This window comes from Gilliamella sp. B3482, from assembly GCF_026536805.1.
GTDB lineage: Bacteria > Pseudomonadota > Gammaproteobacteria > Enterobacterales > Orbaceae > Gilliamella > Gilliamella apicola_E.
This window is the reverse complement of sequence record NZ_JAFNNL010000002.1, coordinates 44,421-61,207: the sequence shown is the minus strand read 5'-3', so window position 1 is coordinate 61,207 and position 16,787 is coordinate 44,421. Positions and strand designations below refer to the sequence as shown.

The window sequence follows — 16,787 nt, the reverse complement described above, 5'->3', positions numbered from 1 at the left end:
AGGTATGCCAATTTCGAATGGAATAATTAAATATAAAAAAATGAACAATAAATATTATGGTAAATCTAAATATTCGGGCTTTAAAATATTCTGATAATCTAATAAATATTCATAATCTTTGTAATTCTGAGGTTTTCTTATCCAGTTATGGGATAAGTTTACTCTTGTCTCTTTTTCTTCATAATTCATACTAAATTCCGGCCTTTTTGTTTCTGTAATGGTCTCAACATTCATAATGCCATTATCTCTAAAAAGAACTTTGTTGGTTATTCTTTTATCTGCATCTTCATCATATAACTCAAACTGGCGTAAAAATATCCTACCATCAACGCCTTTATTATACGCCCCCTTTTCTTTATTATAAATCATATAAAGATAGACAAATAGTTCTCCATTATTATAAGTTAAAAAAGTTACACTTATCTTTCTAAAATAATTATTTACGCATGCTATAGGTTCACCATCTTTAAAAAAAGTAACATAGTATTCTTTATCATTATCAAAAGCATATTTAGCCCAATCCTCAGCATTATTGAGATGTTTTTTGTCTTCTGCTGTGGGTTTATTCTCAAGACTAAGGGTTAATATATTGTCTAAAGTGCCTTCTTCAGACATAACCTCTTTCATAAGGTCATTGTATTCTAAGAATTTTAATGTATACATATTGTTTAATTTTTTATAAATTTTATAATCCCGGTAATTTAGAAATGTCATCTATTATAGTAACTTTTTTCCATGTAATTCTCTCAAAGCACTATTCATTACCATATTAAAACTTCTCCCTCTAATGATATTTTGAAACCATGTTTGGGATTCCATTATCATTGTAGAAAAACAAGGCTGCGCATTATGCACCAGCCAAGCGAGTTTGCCGACAAAGTAGGTGTGCCAGCCTTCAACTTCAAAATTATAAACTTCTTTCTTAGTATAAAGATAGTTTTACCCTTTTACACGATACCATTTTTTATTTTTGGTTTGTATGTGGTATTATTCGGTGAGGTCGGCGGCATCTTTCCAGCCTTCTTTGGTGTAAAAAGGGTGTTCGGCGGTAGTTTCAATGGTTTCGCCTTCCAGCTCTATTTGTACGGTGGTGTCTGTCTCTTAGCGGATAATGACGTTACTTTTTTAGGCTTATTTTGCCACTGGTTTGGTTTTGAGACAATCACAGATCGCCCTCTCGTATTTGTTCTATTTTTTTTATGCCTTACTGCGTGTGAACAAGCTTTCCGATAGGTTTGACAGAGTTTTCCGGTGTAAACTCTGGTGATTCAAAATCATTATGATCATGAACATTGGGGATTTAATATAGATTTTATACATACTACTATTTAATTAGGAAAATAATGAAGACGATAGCTATACTTTTACTCATTAGCTTTTTGACTTCTTGTGCTTATGTGCATAAATAGGAAAAAACAAGCATAAACTCTAGCAAAGTCATTGTGTTAGACCATGATCCTGTTTTAATTCAGTTAGGCAGTAAAAAATTAGCATTAAAAGGATTAAACCCTGAAGACTTTTCACTGGTACAAAAAGGTAAGACGCTTTTTATCATTAAAAAGCTGTATCTGGGTATAGATGATCTCCAAATAGAATTTATAGATAACAAGGATCAAGATTTCCTATTAACTGGTGAAATAGAATATGCGGTTTCTCAAAACTTAATTGATGATATTGATAGGGGAAATGTATTTTTACCATTTTCTTTTAAAGAAAATATACTGCTACATAACAATAAAGGTAAATTTATTTTATCAACAGCGATTAAAACTACACCACAGCTAGAAGCCATTTGCCATGAAAGATATTTTGATGAGATCCGAAAAGAGTCTTATTTGGTTCAAAAACAGTTCTATCAGAATGAAATAATCGATAACCCAGAAAAATATAAGGATTGTTGCCCTGAGTATATTGAATATGCAAAAAAGTTTTTATCTAAAAAAGAGCGTGATTTTCACTCATTACAAAGCCTGTTTGTTGAATTTACCTATAAAAAAATAAAGTTAAACATGGGTGATGGTTATCATATCGTCTTTAATAATATTAGTGATTTTGTTCCTGAATAAAAATGAGTGATTATGCGGATTGTATTAGTTTAACTAAATAGAAATAAAATACATACCGTATATAATATTCATTTATCTATTTATAACTTTCGAGAAATCCCTAATATCTATGCATAAAATAATTATTTTACTTACATTGACTCTATGGTTGGGTTGTTCGTATGGGCAACCGATAATAACTTATACACCTGCCACTCCCGACACAGCAAAAGATTTGTCAGGTGCACTTATATCACCACCATTAGGGCAGCGGGCAATACTCCATAAAGCAAAAAACGAAGATTCAATTGCAGAGTTGTACAATAATTTTGTTCATAGATATGGAAGTAGGGATAGCTTTTGTTCCTTACTTGGTTGTGAGGAAACCGTAAATTATAATCCTAAACTTTTTAAAATAGAATATTCAGATTATGATGAGGTTTTTAGCAGATATAATTTATATAAAGAAGAAGCGATACCTTTTATTATTTCATTCAAATACCTCAAAAAAGGCGATAAAATCTTAAAATTAGCAATACAAAAATCAGAATCTAACAGTTATCCAAATCTATCTATATATCTGTTATCCTTAAAAAATGGAGTACAGGTTGATTCTAGAAGAATTTATTATAATCGCTCAGGAGAAATGGGTTTTACAGATGGTAAAATTTTTTATATAGATGAAAACCTGATCATCTCCACCCGAGACTATTCCTTTACTGAGGACGGAATAACACAAACACCGTTTTATCAATATCAACTAAATGACGAAGGCAAATTTATTCGTTACTATCCTAAAAATGGTAACTATAAAGATAATCAAGAACAAGGTTTAGTTAAAAACCATACTCGCGAAGGTTTATGGATTGAGAAGAAAGTAAACCATTTAATTGGTACTTCATATTTTGAAGCCGAATATAAAAATGGGTTAATACAGGGTGAAGGCAAGTTTTATAAATTAGAATATAAGTTAAAAGACGGCTCTATTCCCTATTATGTTCCCTATTCTTCTGCTAAAAAAGGCAAACTTCTTTATACGGAAACCTATAAAGACGGTGAACTTGTCGAACGCAAATTTGTGGATAAAGAAATTGATTAATTGAATTAAAGATTGTGTAGTAAACAAACAATTATTATGCTTATCACCCTCATAAATATGAACGGTGGTAAGTAAACCGATATAAATGAGTAAATTAAAAAGAATAATCATTCAAAACTAATCTTTATAATGGCTGTTGGTTTTATTTGAAATTTAATAACAATAGTCCGTTAACAAAGGATATGTAACTAGAGTATTTTTTATGATGATATCCCTAAATAATAAATTCATTATCACTACCCTATTAAGCCTTTTTTTATTCAGCTGTAACCCCAATAAACAAGGAAATATGAAATGGATAGCCAAATACGATTTTAATCAATTATACCAATTAACCGACCAAGCAACTGTCTTAGATCCGATGTCTGCTTTTCGTTTTGAAGATTTTATAGCCCCCAATGAAAACACCATTATTTTGATTGGAAATAAAGATCTTAATGCCTTTGATTCAAGCCAAAGAGGGTATCAAGCAGTAATACATGTATCGAAAGATCGGGGCAAAAGTTATCAAGAATTATTGCTTCCCGAACAAGAGATGAGATGGATTTATCCCAGCAATGATTATTCATTAATAAAAGCTCAAAGTAGATTACCAGACAACAGTAAAAAAAATTCCATGTATCTTTTAGATAACAACAGTTTAAAAATCGTTAAAATAGATGAATATGATTCTGAAGCTGATATCTCCTATTATAATTTTAATGGAAAATATGCCGTGTATTCCCATAACAAGGCATTAAAACTGGTTAATTTATTGAATCGAGAGGAACAGTATCCTTTACCCTACGAATTAAACAACCGTTCTTTTTGGGTTACTGCTGATGATACATTACTTATTCTAGATGCCAAACAAGTCATTCGCTACGACCCGAAAAATAATACAAAAACCGTCATACAGCAATTACATAATAATTATGATGTGCTGACTTATAAGGATGGTGAATATTTTTTTACTAAATTCAATGAAAATAAGTCTAAAGGTGGAGGTTCTTATTATAATAATAAAGAAGAGCTTTTATATACTTTCGAAAAAGGGGATAGAAGCCGATATTATCGCTATAAAAATTTTGTATGCGACTATAAACTTATTTCATCCCTTTATCCTATTTTCCGATATTCTTATGACTATGGACAAACTTGGTTTGAACAAAAGTTTACAGGCTTTTTTTCAGCCTCTTATCCAATTGGATTTTATAAAGATAAATTCATCATTTTTCATGCATCATTCCATGATAAACCAGATCCTGAAGATCGAGGGGGACGAATTTTAATCGGTGAGTTTGAAAAATAAAAAATCTTATGAGTGGTGGGTTACAAAAACTTGGAAGCAGTCTCTTATTATAGCTCGAAATTTAGATTATCTGTCGATAACAAAAGCTACCTTACAAAGACTGTATAAAAAATAGATTTTAAAGGATGATAAGTTTGAATAAAAAAATACTGATAACAATTTTAGTAAGCTTCGCTTTATTGAGCTGCAACCCCGTTAGACAAGGAAATAAAAGTCTTCGCTCTCTCGAATCAATTCAAAGAGGCTATCAAGCGGTAATACTTATATCTAAAGATCGGGGCAAAAGTTATCAAGAGTTAACATTTCCCGAACAAAATGTATTGTGGTTGTACCCTAGCCACGATTATTCAATTATATAAGGAATTATTGTAATGAAAAAAAATTACCTTTTACTTTTAGTTATTTTTCTATGTTCTTGTCAAGGCATAAAATCTCAGGATTTTTCAGATTCGAAAAAGAAGAATTCAATTCCCGTAATTACTTTACCTTTCGGAACTAAAGAGTTAATTGACGTCCAATTCCCAGCAAATTGGAAATCGTATGATTATCCAAGCAATACATGGTATAAAACACCTATAGATTTAGCTTATAATCATTCAAATTTGTTTTACGATGTTTATAAAGATAAAAAACGAGATTTAAAACTTACCGATAGTATTACTTATACTTATACTAATGCTAATATGGCTAATATCTATTATGATAACTTTTTTCCCTACCCGTTTATAAAAAACCAATCAAGTATATATTACAACTATAAAGAAATATTATATCCATTATGGAAAATTAATTTATCAAATAACCAATCTCTAATAATGCTTTTTAGTGAAGATGTACCTACTTCAGATAAACCAAATGTAAAACCCTACGCTAAATTACAATTAGTGGTTATGGATGGTCAAGGAAACATCTTAGATTCCCTAAATGCTTATATTTATGCCAATCTTGATACGAAACGCCTGTATATTGACAGAAAAGGAATTATCCATATTAAATACTTTGATTTTTGTGATTCTGAATACGTTAACTTTATCCGTTATGAAAAATTCCAAATTTCGCCTGAAGGCAAATTTATTCGATATTACGATCAAAACGGATTTTTCCAAAATGAAGAAGAACAAGGATTAGTCGAAAATCATACCCGTGAAGGTTTATGGATTGAGAAGAAGCCGAACGGTTATTATATTTATCCTCGTGGTTATTCTTATCTTGAAGCAAATTACCATAAAGGGTTACCGATTGGAATTTGGAAGTTTTATAAATTAGATTATCAAAAGAAAGCAGACGGTTTTATCGATCTATCTTCTGGTAAAAAAGGCAAACTTTTGTACACAGAAACCTATAAAGACGGTGAGCTTATCGAACGCAAATTTGTGGATAAAGAAATTTATGAATTGAAATAACGATAGTATATTAAATATACTGGTTATTTTACTTATCACCTTTATTAATATAAAAGGTGGTAAGTAAATCGATATAAATGAGTAAATTAAAACGAATAATCATTCAAAACTAATCATTATAATGGCGTTAGTTTTTTTGAAATTTAATAACAAGAGTCCGATAACAAAAGATATGTAACTAGAGTGTTTTTTATGATGATATCCCTAAATAATAAATTGATTATCACTACTCTATTAAGCCTTTTTTTATTCAGCTGTAACCCCAATAAACAAGGAAATATGAAATGGATAGCCAAATACGATTTTAATCAATTATACCAATTAACCGACCAAGCAACTGTCTTAGATCCGATGTCTGCTTTTCGTTTTGAGGATTTTAAAGCACTTAACGAAAACACCATTATTTTAATCGGAAATAAAAGTCTTCGCTCTTTCGATTCAATCGAAAGAGGGTATCAAGCGGTAATATTTATATCTAAAGATCGGGGCAAAAGTTATCAAGAATTATTGCTACCCGAACAAGAGATGATATCGATTAAGACCAGCAATGATTATTCTTTAGTAAAAGCTCAAAATAGATTACCCGATAACAGTGAAAAAATTTCCCTATATCTTTTAGATAATAATAATTTAAAATTCCTTAAAATAGATGAATATTTATATGACGATGACATCAATTATAAAAAGTTTAATGGTAAATATGTCATATATTCCAATCGAGGCAATTTAAAACTGATTAATTTATTGAATCGAGAAGAAGAATACCCCTTGCCAGACGATTTAAACAATCAGCCATTTTATTTAACCGCACAGGGTAACATTCTAACTTTACAAAAAAATCAGATCATTAGTTATGACCCTAAAACCCAAAACAAGCAAATCATCAAAAGTTTCAAAAGTAACTATGATGTCTTACTATATCAAGATGACACTTTTGTTTTGGGTAAAGCTAACTTGTTAAAAACATCTGCAACTTTTTATAATGAAGAGGAAAAAGAGTTATATACACTTGATTCAAAAAATGTGAACTTTTACCGATATAAAAATTTTGTATGCGACTATAAACTTTTATCATCTATTAACCCGTCAATTCGATATTCATATGACTATGGACAAACTTGGAATAAGTATGAGTTAAAAGGTATGTTTGCTACTTCTAGACCTGTCGGATTTTATAAAGATAAATTTATCATTTTACGTGCATCATTCCATGATAAACCAGATCCTGAAGATCGAGGGGGAAGAATTTTAATCGGTGAATTTGAAAAATAGGACAATGTTAAACACGCTTAGTATAATATAATTATTTTTGATTTAATTTATCTATTAATCATACAAATTTTATTGGTATCATGAGCAATTAATGAAATGTAAAAGTCCCCAATGGTTTAGAAGAAGAAAGAAGTTTACAGAAATATTAAAAGGTATAATAAAATATAATGAGTGTATTAATAAAAAATAAAGGAATCTTTTTTATTCTAATAATGATATTAACTTTTTCTTGTCAAGGACAAGTTAAAAATGTTTATAGTAAACAAAAGATTCAAGATGAGAGCGAAGCTGATATTATTAAAAATAATATTTTTCATATTCAATTTGATAATGCAGGGGAACTCCATAAAAATTTAGTATCGGATCAACCTTATGATCATTTTATAATTCAAATAGAACAAGGAAATATAAAATTTAAAGAAAACTATAAATTATTAATTAGTAACTATGGTGATAGAAATGATTTAACATTTACTTTGACAAAAGTAAGTAAAAAAGAATATACCTTAGAAATTTTACAAGAAACCAGACATTTAACGGTTGATAAATTCATTTTTGAAAAGGATAAAAACAACTTATTAGAATTAATATCCATGGAACAAATCCAATCAGGAAATACTATTCAAATCTGTAAATATAGTATGTCAAGAAAGAAAGGAAATGAAATTAATTTAATCATAAATTCAATTGATGATCCTAAATGTTTCAACGTCAAAAATAAATAATATTAAAAGTTAGATACATAAACAAATAATAAGTCTACAACCCAAAATGGAAAAAGGAGCAACCTCGCCGGACAATAAACAATCACAACCCTATCAACCCGAAAACAAGGTATTACAACCTCAAACCGATTCCTATTCAGCCAACCCCAATCAAATTGTCTATGATTTGTTACATTAATCTGATTTTCATATTAATGTATCGGATGCCTATTTTGCAAAAAAATAAATGCCGCGAATAAACCTAATGAATATACCTATTTAAAATTAAATCAAGCCTCTTGGGGTGACAAAATTTATCTGGTTGCCAAATGTTACGGTACTCCCCGAAAAGGTAAATTAGTGCTCAGACTCAGAGAAATTGAAAATACCGATACTACCCAAAACCTGTATTCAAATAATCCATTTCCTTTTTAGTCAATGGATAAGAAAAAACAGAAATGGAATGCACGGTAGACGGCTCCATTACCTATATCAAGGAAATAGTAAAAACGTTGTTAAAGTTGCCAATAATAAAGAAGCTATCTATTTTCACTGTGATATAGCTACTAATAACAAAGCGGATTATTTTATTTCAATTCATGTGGATGGCTTAACCAATTTTACTTCCGGCGCCCATGTTATCTGTAATGAAGGAGATAAAAAAGGGCTAGAATTAGCTAATGATATTTTTAATTGTTATACTGTTGTCAATATAGGAAAGAAACACCCTGATGCTAGAAATAATGTAGGAGTTCTTTGGGGAAAAAATCAAACGAAAGATAAAGTTTTAATCGAGCTTGGTTATATTACCCCCCCTAAAGATGCAAAAAGTATTTACGACAATATGGATTTAATAGCAGAGCAACTTGCTCAAGGGTTAGTAATCAACATTAATAAACATTTTTAAGAATAAAATGAAAAAATTACTAATAGTATCTATTTTTTTTGTTGGCATTTTGGCATGTATTCAACGCATTGAAGCAAAAAATATTTCCGAAGCTACCCCTTCAAATTCAGTACGAATTAAAGAATCCAATACTCCTGAGGGTTTTCTACGGTATGAATATTATATCAATGGCAATAAAGCAGCGGATTATATAGAAACTTACTATACTAAAGGCGGTCAATTAGAATCTGTGTATTATATGTCATCATATCAACGAGACGGCATTTCTTCTCAAGGATTTTACCCAAATGGAAAACTAAAATTCATCCGTTATGTAAGAGATGAAGTTAAAAAAGGAGATGTATTATATGTTATTTATTATCCTAATGGACAAATAAATCTTATAGAAACAATAGTTACTGACTCTTTAGAATTACCCAAACTCACTACTATTTACTTTGAAAATGGCGTTAAGCAATATGAAGGGTTTATGGATATGTATAATGCTACCACAATACCTGTAGGATTATGGAAAACATACGATGAAAAAGGCGATTTAATCGAAACCACCTATTATCATCCTGATGAATTAGGCAAAGACTATAAAATCGTAACTCAATATAAGAATGGAAAAGTTGTTTCAAAGAAAATTTACAATTTTGATGATTTATATGAGACTGAGTTAAAAGAGCTTTTCACCATACCGAATAATACTTATTCAGTAAATATTTATAGTGAGTTGCCCTATACGAACGAGCTTTCTTTTGGTAAAGAAGAACTGATATCAACACATTTTCCTAAGAAATGGACAACCCAATTTTGGCAAGAAAAAGTTGAAAGGAATAACAGTAGGATACAACGTAATTATGATTCAGTAATTTTTTATTTGAGTAAATATTCAAATGATTATTTATATCCAGAATTATATTTAAACCCTCAATTAACAATTCTTAAAGACAGATTTTATGAATCTGAAATGAGTAATTTTTACTATGATAAACTATCACATTTTTTTGATAAAAATATTAAAAAAGATAATTATCTTTCACCAGTAAGCAAAATAAATATTAATGATAAAAATCTAAATCTATTTCTATTAACATCTTCTCATACAACACTTGAAGACAAGCCAGTTTATAATAGTGAATACGAGCCTTATAATTATTCTAGAATGGATTTAATCACAACAGATAGTACTAACACTATCGATAAATTAAATGTTTATTATTCTTTATCATGGGTAATTAATGGTTATAGAAAATTATTTTTTATAGATAAGAACAATATTATTCATATTAAATATTTTGAAGAAGATGAAGAGGATACGCATTTTATCCGTTATGAAAAATTCCAAATTTCGCCTGAAGGCAAATTTATTCGATATTACGACCAAAACGGATTTTTCCAAAATGAAGAAGAACAAGGATTAGTCGAAAATCATACCCGTGAAGGTTTGTGGGTTGAGAAGAAGCCAAATGGTTATTATACTTACCTTTATACTTACCTTGAAGCAAATTACCAAAAAGGGTTACCGATTGGAATTTGGAAGTTTTATAAATTAGATTACCAAGAGATGCCAGAAGGATCTGTTGATCTATCTTCTGCTAAAAAAGGCAAACTTTTGTACACAGAAACCTATAAAGACGGTGAGCTTATCGAACGAAAATTTGTGGATAATGAAATTGATGAAATGAAGTAATGATAGTATTTTAAACTGCTTTTTATTTTGCCTATCACCCTCATAATTATGAACGGTGATAAGTAAACAATAAATTAAAAAATATAAATAATTACTTAATCATCCTATAATGGAAAACTAAAGCCTTCATACAGAAAATATAAAATCCTCTAAAGATCAACCCAAACGAGTAGATTCTTATTCAGCCAATCCTAACCAAATTGTTTCTGATGTGTTACATCAATTTGATTTTGACATTATTGATTTATAAACAAATAGAGATGTATAGATATGAGATAAAGTTAAAAGTTGGCTCCTCCAACTGGACTTGAACCAGTGACATACGGATTAACAGTCCGCCGTTCTACCGACTGAACTATGGAGGAACACTTGACGGACAGAATATTAACTATCTATGACGATTATGTCAATCTATAAAACACTAATTAAGTTTAACTGCTCAGCTTGTAAGCAAATAGCGTGAATACTATGCTAAAATAGTACAGATTAACAAGTAGAGTAAAATTTATGAAAAAGAATATTTGTGTTTTTTGTGGTGCTAGTGAAGGGAATCGTCCAGAGTATCGTACAGCGGCTATGCAATTAGGCAAGGTTATTGCCAATCAAAATAGACGATTAATCTATGGCGGAGGCAATAAAGGATTAATGGGCATAATTGCTAATTCCGTTTTAGATCATGGTGGTGAGGTTATTGGCATCATTCCAGAAAAATTAGTCAAAGCCGAAACTGCACACCTTGGTATTACTCGATTAGAAGTTGTTGAAAATATGCATCAACGTAAAGCAAGACTAACTGAGCTTGCCGATGGATTTATTGCAATGCCAGGGGGAACGGGCACGTTAGAAGAGCTTTTTGAAGTTTGGACAGGGATGCAAATTGGTTATCATGAAAAACCCGTCGCACTATTTAATAGCCAATTTTGGCAACCTTTATTGAACTTCTTAAAGCACGCAGTACAAGAAAGTTTTATTCGAGAAAGTTTTTATCAAACATTAATTATCTCAGATACTGCTGATTCAATGTTAGAAAAAATGGACAACTTTATACCAAAAAACTTACAACGCTGGGTAAAAAAATAATTTAATATAAAAAAACGCCATCAACTGATGGCGTTTTTAGTTGCATAATTATTATGCGATAGCTGCTGTTTGTGATTCAGGTTTCTTAATCAATGCGTAAGCAACACCTGCAATTACAGAGCCTGCAACGATTGATAATATATATCCACCAACAGGTTTAACTACGCCAGGGATTGCTAATGCAAATAAACCACCATGTGGCGTCATTAACGTTGAACCAAATGCCAATGCCATACCACCAGTGATTGCACCACCAACAATACAACAAGGGATAACACGTAACGGATCACGCGCTGCAAAAGGAATTGCCCCTTCAGAGATAAAGCATAAGCCTAAAACTAAAGACGCTTTACCACTCTCTTGTTCTGCTTTAGCAAATTTTTTACGAGCGATTAAAGTAGCTAATCCCATCGCTAATGGAGGAACCATTCCCCCCGCCATAACTGCAGCCATAGGTGCATAAACTTGTGAAGAAATCATACCAGTACCAAAAGCATAAGCAACTTTATTAATTGGTCCACCCATATCAGTACACATCATACCGCCTAATAATGCACCTAACATAACAGCATTAGCACCATTCATGGTATTTAGCCATACAGTAATAATTTTCATTAACCATGCGATTGGCGTACCAACAACAAATTGCATAACAAGACCAGTAATTAAAGTTGCAAGTAAAGGCACAATTAATATTGGTTTCAATGCTTCCATACTTTTTGGTAATGGTAAGTATTTTGTAATAGCTAATGCGACATAACCAGCAAAATAACCAATGATAATACCACCTAAGAATCCTGCACCAGTTGAAACTGCAAGTAAACCACCAACTAGGCCAGGAGCAAGCCCTGGTCTATCAGCAATTGAGTAAGCAATATAACCAGCAAGCAATGGAACCATTAACGAGAAGGCTAAACCACCAATTTGAGCTAAATGAGGTTCACCAACAAGCTCATTTACAAGAGTTTGTTTAACAACTTCTACGCCATTTTCAAGTACAGTAACTGTTTTTAATACTTCTTGAAACTGACCAAAAGCAAAAGAAAGCGCAATGATCAAACCACCTGCAACCACCATTGGCAACATGTAAGACACACCTGTTAGTAGATGTTGATAAAAGCCTTTCTTTTCATTGCTTGATGTTGCAACAGAAGTAGAACCAGACGGCTGATAAATTGTTGCTTCTTCAAATGCTTTATCTAATTCCTGAGCGGTCTTTTTAAGAGCTGGGCCAGTTTTGGTACGATATAGTTTTTTACCAGCAAATTTGCTTAAATCAACATCAATATCACATGCAGCTATAACTACATCAGCAGAAGCGATCTCTTCTGGTGTTAATTCATTTCCAACACCAACAGAACCACGAGTTTCTACTTTACACCACCAACCACGTTTTTTCGCTTCTTCTTCAATCGCTTCAGCTGCCATAAATGTATGAGCAACACCTGTTGGACAAGCAGTTACCGCAACAATACGTTTTTGCCCACTGTTTATCACAGAAGTACTAGTATCACCAGTAGATTGTTCATAAACAGTTGCTTTACTTTGTGCATCATTTAAGATTTTTTTAGGATCAGCAAAAACATCATTTATATCATTAACAACATAAACTTTTTTGCCAATAACTGATTTGTCACTAATATTACCGCTACCAACCGCAATGATAGTATCGGCTGATGTTGCATTATCAACAATTTTAAAATTTAAAGAATTAGCAGCTAACGCTAATTCCGCTTTAGCTAATCGCCCATTAACTGGGCCTGAATTGCTACCTTCAACAATGTATATATTCATGAATACTCCTATCCAGCGATTATTTCAATTTTTTCCGACATGTTGGTAACCGCTTGACGGTCTGACACACCAACACCAGCTTGTTCAACAGATAAAGCGGCAACACTTGATGCAAATACTAGGGTGTCTTTGATTGATTTATTATTTAATAAACCATACATTAACCCACCGACCATTGAATCACCAGCACCAACAGTGCTAACCACTTTACATTTAGGTGGTTTGGCTAACCATGCTTCATGTTTAGTTACCCACAAAGCACCTTTGCTGCCAAGTGAAATTACTACGTTTTCTACCCCACCATCGATAAGTTCCATGGCTGCTGTTTTAATTTCTAATAATGTAGATAGTTTTCTGCCTACCCACATTTCCAGTTCTTTATCATTTGGTTTAATTAACCAAGGGTTGGCCTTAAGACCTGCTACTAAAGCATCACGGCTACTATCAAATACCACTTTAGGACAAATTGCTTTAACTTGTTTCATCCATTCTGTGAATTTTTCCAGTGATACTCCAGCAGGTAAACTACCACTAATGGCAACCATATCTATCTCTTTTAACCATTCTAAAGAATTGGAAACGAAAGTTTGCCAATCTTGATCGTTAATCGTGAAACCTGAAAAATTTAGGTCAGTGACTTCACTATTTTCTTCAGTGAGTTTAACGTTAATTCGGGTACGACCATCAACAGTCTGGAATTTATCATCAACATTCAGAGATTTAAAAAGTAAATTAAAACCATCACGATTCTCTTTACCTAAAAATCCACCCACGGTTAATTTAATACCAAGATCAGATAATACTTTGGCAACATTGATACCTTTACCCGCAGCAAGCAAAGCGTTAGTTTGAACTAAGTTAACATCACCAAGCTCAACTTTTGGACAAAAACCTAATAGATCATAAGCAGGATTTAAAGTGATCGTTGCAACACGATAAGTCATGATTAAGCACCCTCTCCTAAACCACTTTCAATTGCTTTACCGATTGCATCTAATACTTGTTCTGCATCATTACCAACAGCAGTAAATTGTAAACGGCTACCTTTTTTCGCACCTAGCGCAACAATTTTCATTAAACTAGTTGCACTAACTGGCTCGTTTTTACCGTCTAGATTAGCTACCGTCACTTTGCTATTGAACTCTTTAACTAATTTGACAAGAACTGATGATGGACGAGTGTGTAAGCCATTTTCATTTGGAATAACAAATACTCGGCTTAATTCTTCACCATTAGCAAGACTGTTTGATGAATCATTAGGTGTTACATTTTCTGATGTTTCAGATGATACAGAATGATCCCCTGATAGGAGTAGATTATTAAAATCATCACTTTTTGCAGAAATTAATAATGCTAATTTTTGGTTATAAGCTAATGATGCAATGTTATTCACGATAGCTGTAACTGAATCATCAACAGCTGAAATAGTAATAAGAAGCTTAACAGGTTTGCCATCTTGATTAAGATCATTCACCGTACGGCTAATAGCAATCGCATTTTTTAAATTGCCTTCGCGGCTGTCACTTAACCATACCCCATTACCTAAATAACTTGGTTTATTATCAAGCACGTTCGTAATAAAGCTGACATTAACCGCATCGTGTTGTTTTAAACGTGAAGCATTTAAAGCTTGTAATGTAGTTAAGCTATCAGCTTGTATATCCAATAATAATGAGGATTCATCAATTACAAATTGACTATCTTCTACACTTTCTTTGCCAGTTAAAATAGCTAAAGCTTCATCGGCAGTTTGGATTTTTTTGATTCGCTCTTCAACCCCATCAGCACCAAGGACATGAGTTAATTGACGAAGTAATTCTAAATGCTCATCAGAACTCGCAGCGATACCAATAGCTAGATAAGCTTTTTCGCCATCATCACCCCACTCAACGCCTTGAGGAAAACAAAAAACTTGAACCCCTGTCTTTTTAACTAAGTGGCGAGTTTTAGGTGTGCCATGAGGTATAGCAATACCAATACCTAAATAAGTTGCAGCTTGACTTTCACGTTCAAGCATACCATCAACGTAGCCTTCTTCAACATAACCAGCGCTAGTTAATGCGGCTGCAATCTTCTTAATTGCCTCACTTTTGTTGGCTACTTGTTCATTTAAATGGATATCTTCTTTAACTAAATGAAACATATAATAAATACCTCTGGGTTATAATATTGGATGTACTAAAAACAACTCAGCAATCCCATAATCGTTATTGAATCATGATTGAATCGTTTCAGCGATAATGAATATAAACGTCCTAATTATCAAATAAATTATATCTATTAATTCCTAAAATGTGATCTAGATCAGCTTTTTGAGTAAATCTTTTTAGCTCTATGACGATTTAATTTGACTTTTTAGCAATTTTTCTCGACTCAGGCTACCTCGATAAATTAAACGTCGCGGTATGATTGTTGTTCCTGGTTGATAGTTCTTTTTATGCAAACTATTTAATAATAATTCAATGGTTACTTTTGATACTGATTTATGATCTTGAGATAACGCAATCAATTTACACGGTAAAAAATCGAGTAATTCATTATCACCAAAGGTGGCAATTGTTAGATTATCCGGTAAACGACCAAACTTTTTCAGAATTGCATCAATGGTGCCTTGTAATAAAGAAAAAGAAGTGGAAAAAATGCCGTTTGGTAAATCATTATTTGCCAACCATTGACTAAAAGTAACCTCTGCATCGCGACGACTATAATTATTTGCACACAAAAAATCAACTTTATTGCTATGATTTAGAGCAACTTCCTTAAAACCTTCCATTCGTAGCTGGCTAACAGACAAATTAGGTAATGCACCAATATAAGCGACTGTTCCATCAACAAATTGATTAAAAGCTTGAGCTAGCATTTTAGAATCTTCTTTGTCAGATCCAACAACATTCCTAAATTCAGATGTTGAGAGTGTTCTGTCTAATGCAAACAAAGGAGTATCACTATTTTGCCAACCGTTGTAAAACGCATAATCAGAATCATTAACAAACGATGAAGAAATGACTAAAGCATCTACACGGCGTTGTTTTAAATGTTTTACACACTCTTTTTCAATTTCCGGATTATCTTCAGAACAAGAAAGCAATAATTGATAGCTTTCTTTTCTTAACAACTGCTCTAAGTAACTTGCAATTCGGGTATAACTTATATTTTCAAAGTCTGGAATGATGATACCAATAGTACGTGTTTTCCCCGCTCTTAGACCTGCTGCTACAGCATTGGGTTGGTAATTATATTCTTTCACTACTGCCATCACTTTAGCAATGGTTTTATCACTAACTCGATAGTGTTTAGCTTTACCATTTATTACATAGCTGGCTGTCGTTCTTGAAACGCCAGCTAACAGTGCAATTTGTTCTAATTTCATGAATATATCTCAATAAAAAAATTCATCAGTTATTTAAACTGAACACAAATTAAATGTAAACAAAACTTATCATTTAAACTTAACGAATTATAAGAAAAAAAGGATTTAGTGTGAATCTAAACCCTTTTAGTTAAAAAATCTTTT

Annotated in this window: 15 protein-coding genes and 1 tRNA gene; 10 read left to right on the top strand and 6 right to left on the bottom strand. The window is 31.9% G+C overall.

Going from position 1 to position 16,787, the window contains the following annotated elements:
- Window positions 1–54: 54 nt before the first annotated feature.
- A complete protein-coding gene (locus tag J3U18_RS03485) occupies window positions 55–615 on the bottom strand; it encodes a hypothetical protein (protein ID WP_267352935.1) in 561 nt (186 codons plus the stop codon).
- A 234-nt stretch (window positions 616–849) separates the two neighbouring features.
- On the opposite strand from J3U18_RS03485, the gene J3U18_RS03480 reads away from it, so the two are divergent.
- From J3U18_RS03480 to J3U18_RS03440, 9 genes are all read left to right on the top strand, one after another.
- A complete protein-coding gene (locus tag J3U18_RS03480) occupies window positions 850–1,233 on the top strand; it encodes a hypothetical protein (RefSeq protein ID WP_267331843.1) in 384 nt (127 codons plus the stop codon).
- 209 nt (window positions 1,234–1,442) lie between these two features.
- On the top strand, window positions 1,443–2,066 hold the full coding sequence (locus J3U18_RS03475) for a hypothetical protein (RefSeq protein WP_267352934.1): 624 nt from the start codon (window positions 1,443–1,445) through the stop codon (window positions 2,064–2,066).
- Window positions 2,067–2,175: 109 nt separating this feature from the next.
- Complete coding sequence (locus tag J3U18_RS03470; RefSeq protein WP_267352933.1) at window positions 2,176–3,144, top strand: hypothetical protein; 969 nt, start codon at window positions 2,176–2,178, stop codon at window positions 3,142–3,144.
- Between the two features lie 289 nt (window positions 3,145–3,433).
- Window positions 3,434–4,435 (top strand): hypothetical protein, encoded by a 1,002-nt coding sequence (locus J3U18_RS03465; RefSeq protein WP_267352932.1) that lies wholly within the window; start codon window positions 3,434–3,436, stop codon window positions 4,433–4,435.
- A gap of 371 nt (window positions 4,436–4,806) precedes the next feature.
- On the top strand, window positions 4,807–5,838 hold the full coding sequence (locus tag J3U18_RS03460; RefSeq protein ID WP_267352931.1) for a hypothetical protein: 1,032 nt from the start codon (window positions 4,807–4,809) through the stop codon (window positions 5,836–5,838).
- Window positions 5,839–6,117: 279 nt separating this feature from the next.
- Window positions 6,118–7,110, top strand: a complete 993-nt coding sequence (locus J3U18_RS03455; protein ID WP_267352930.1) for a hypothetical protein — start codon at window positions 6,118–6,120, stop codon at window positions 7,108–7,110.
- A 167-nt stretch (window positions 7,111–7,277) separates the two neighbouring features.
- Entirely contained in the window at window positions 7,278–7,835 is a 558-nt protein-coding gene (locus tag J3U18_RS03450; RefSeq protein WP_267352929.1) for a hypothetical protein, read from the top strand.
- Window positions 7,836–8,193: 358 nt separating this feature from the next.
- Window positions 8,194–8,721, top strand: a complete 528-nt coding sequence (locus tag J3U18_RS03445) for an N-acetylmuramoyl-L-alanine amidase (RefSeq protein WP_141673975.1) — start codon at window positions 8,194–8,196, stop codon at window positions 8,719–8,721.
- A 7-nt stretch (window positions 8,722–8,728) separates the two neighbouring features.
- Entirely contained in the window at window positions 8,729–10,399 is a 1,671-nt protein-coding gene (locus J3U18_RS03440; protein WP_267352928.1) for a toxin-antitoxin system YwqK family antitoxin, read from the top strand.
- Window positions 10,400–10,688: 289 nt separating this feature from the next.
- On the opposite strand, the gene J3U18_RS03435 is transcribed toward J3U18_RS03440, so the two are convergent.
- Window positions 10,689–10,764, bottom strand: a tRNA-Asn gene (locus J3U18_RS03435).
- 142 nt (window positions 10,765–10,906) lie between these two features.
- Here J3U18_RS03435 and J3U18_RS03430 point away from each other — a divergent pair.
- Window positions 10,907–11,479 carry a TIGR00730 family Rossman fold protein gene (locus J3U18_RS03430; RefSeq protein WP_065563700.1) on the top strand — a complete coding sequence of 191 codons (573 nt, stop codon included), beginning with the start codon at window positions 10,907–10,909 and terminating at the stop codon, window positions 11,477–11,479.
- Between the two features lie 51 nt (window positions 11,480–11,530).
- On the opposite strand, the gene fruA is transcribed toward J3U18_RS03430, so the two are convergent.
- The 4 genes from fruA to cra form a co-directional block, all read right to left on the bottom strand.
- Window positions 11,531–13,273 (bottom strand): PTS fructose transporter subunit IIBC, encoded by a 1,743-nt coding sequence (gene fruA, locus J3U18_RS03425; RefSeq protein ID WP_267352927.1) that lies wholly within the window; start codon window positions 13,271–13,273, stop codon window positions 11,531–11,533.
- 8 nt (window positions 13,274–13,281) lie between these two features.
- Window positions 13,282–14,217: a 1-phosphofructokinase gene (gene fruK / locus J3U18_RS03420; RefSeq protein WP_267352926.1), complete on the bottom strand. Its 936-nt coding sequence runs from the start codon at window positions 14,215–14,217 to the stop codon at window positions 13,282–13,284.
- Window positions 14,218–14,219: 2 nt separating this feature from the next.
- The gene (gene fruB, locus J3U18_RS03415; protein ID WP_267352925.1) at window positions 14,220–15,416 is read right to left on the bottom strand and encodes a fused PTS fructose transporter subunit IIA/HPr protein; all 1,197 of its coding nucleotides are present in this window, start codon (window positions 15,414–15,416) and stop codon (window positions 14,220–14,222) included.
- 189 nt (window positions 15,417–15,605) lie between these two features.
- Complete coding sequence (gene cra, locus J3U18_RS03410) at window positions 15,606–16,643, bottom strand: catabolite repressor/activator (RefSeq protein WP_267352924.1); 1,038 nt, start codon at window positions 16,641–16,643, stop codon at window positions 15,606–15,608.
- Between the last annotated feature and the right edge of the window lie 144 nt (window positions 16,644–16,787).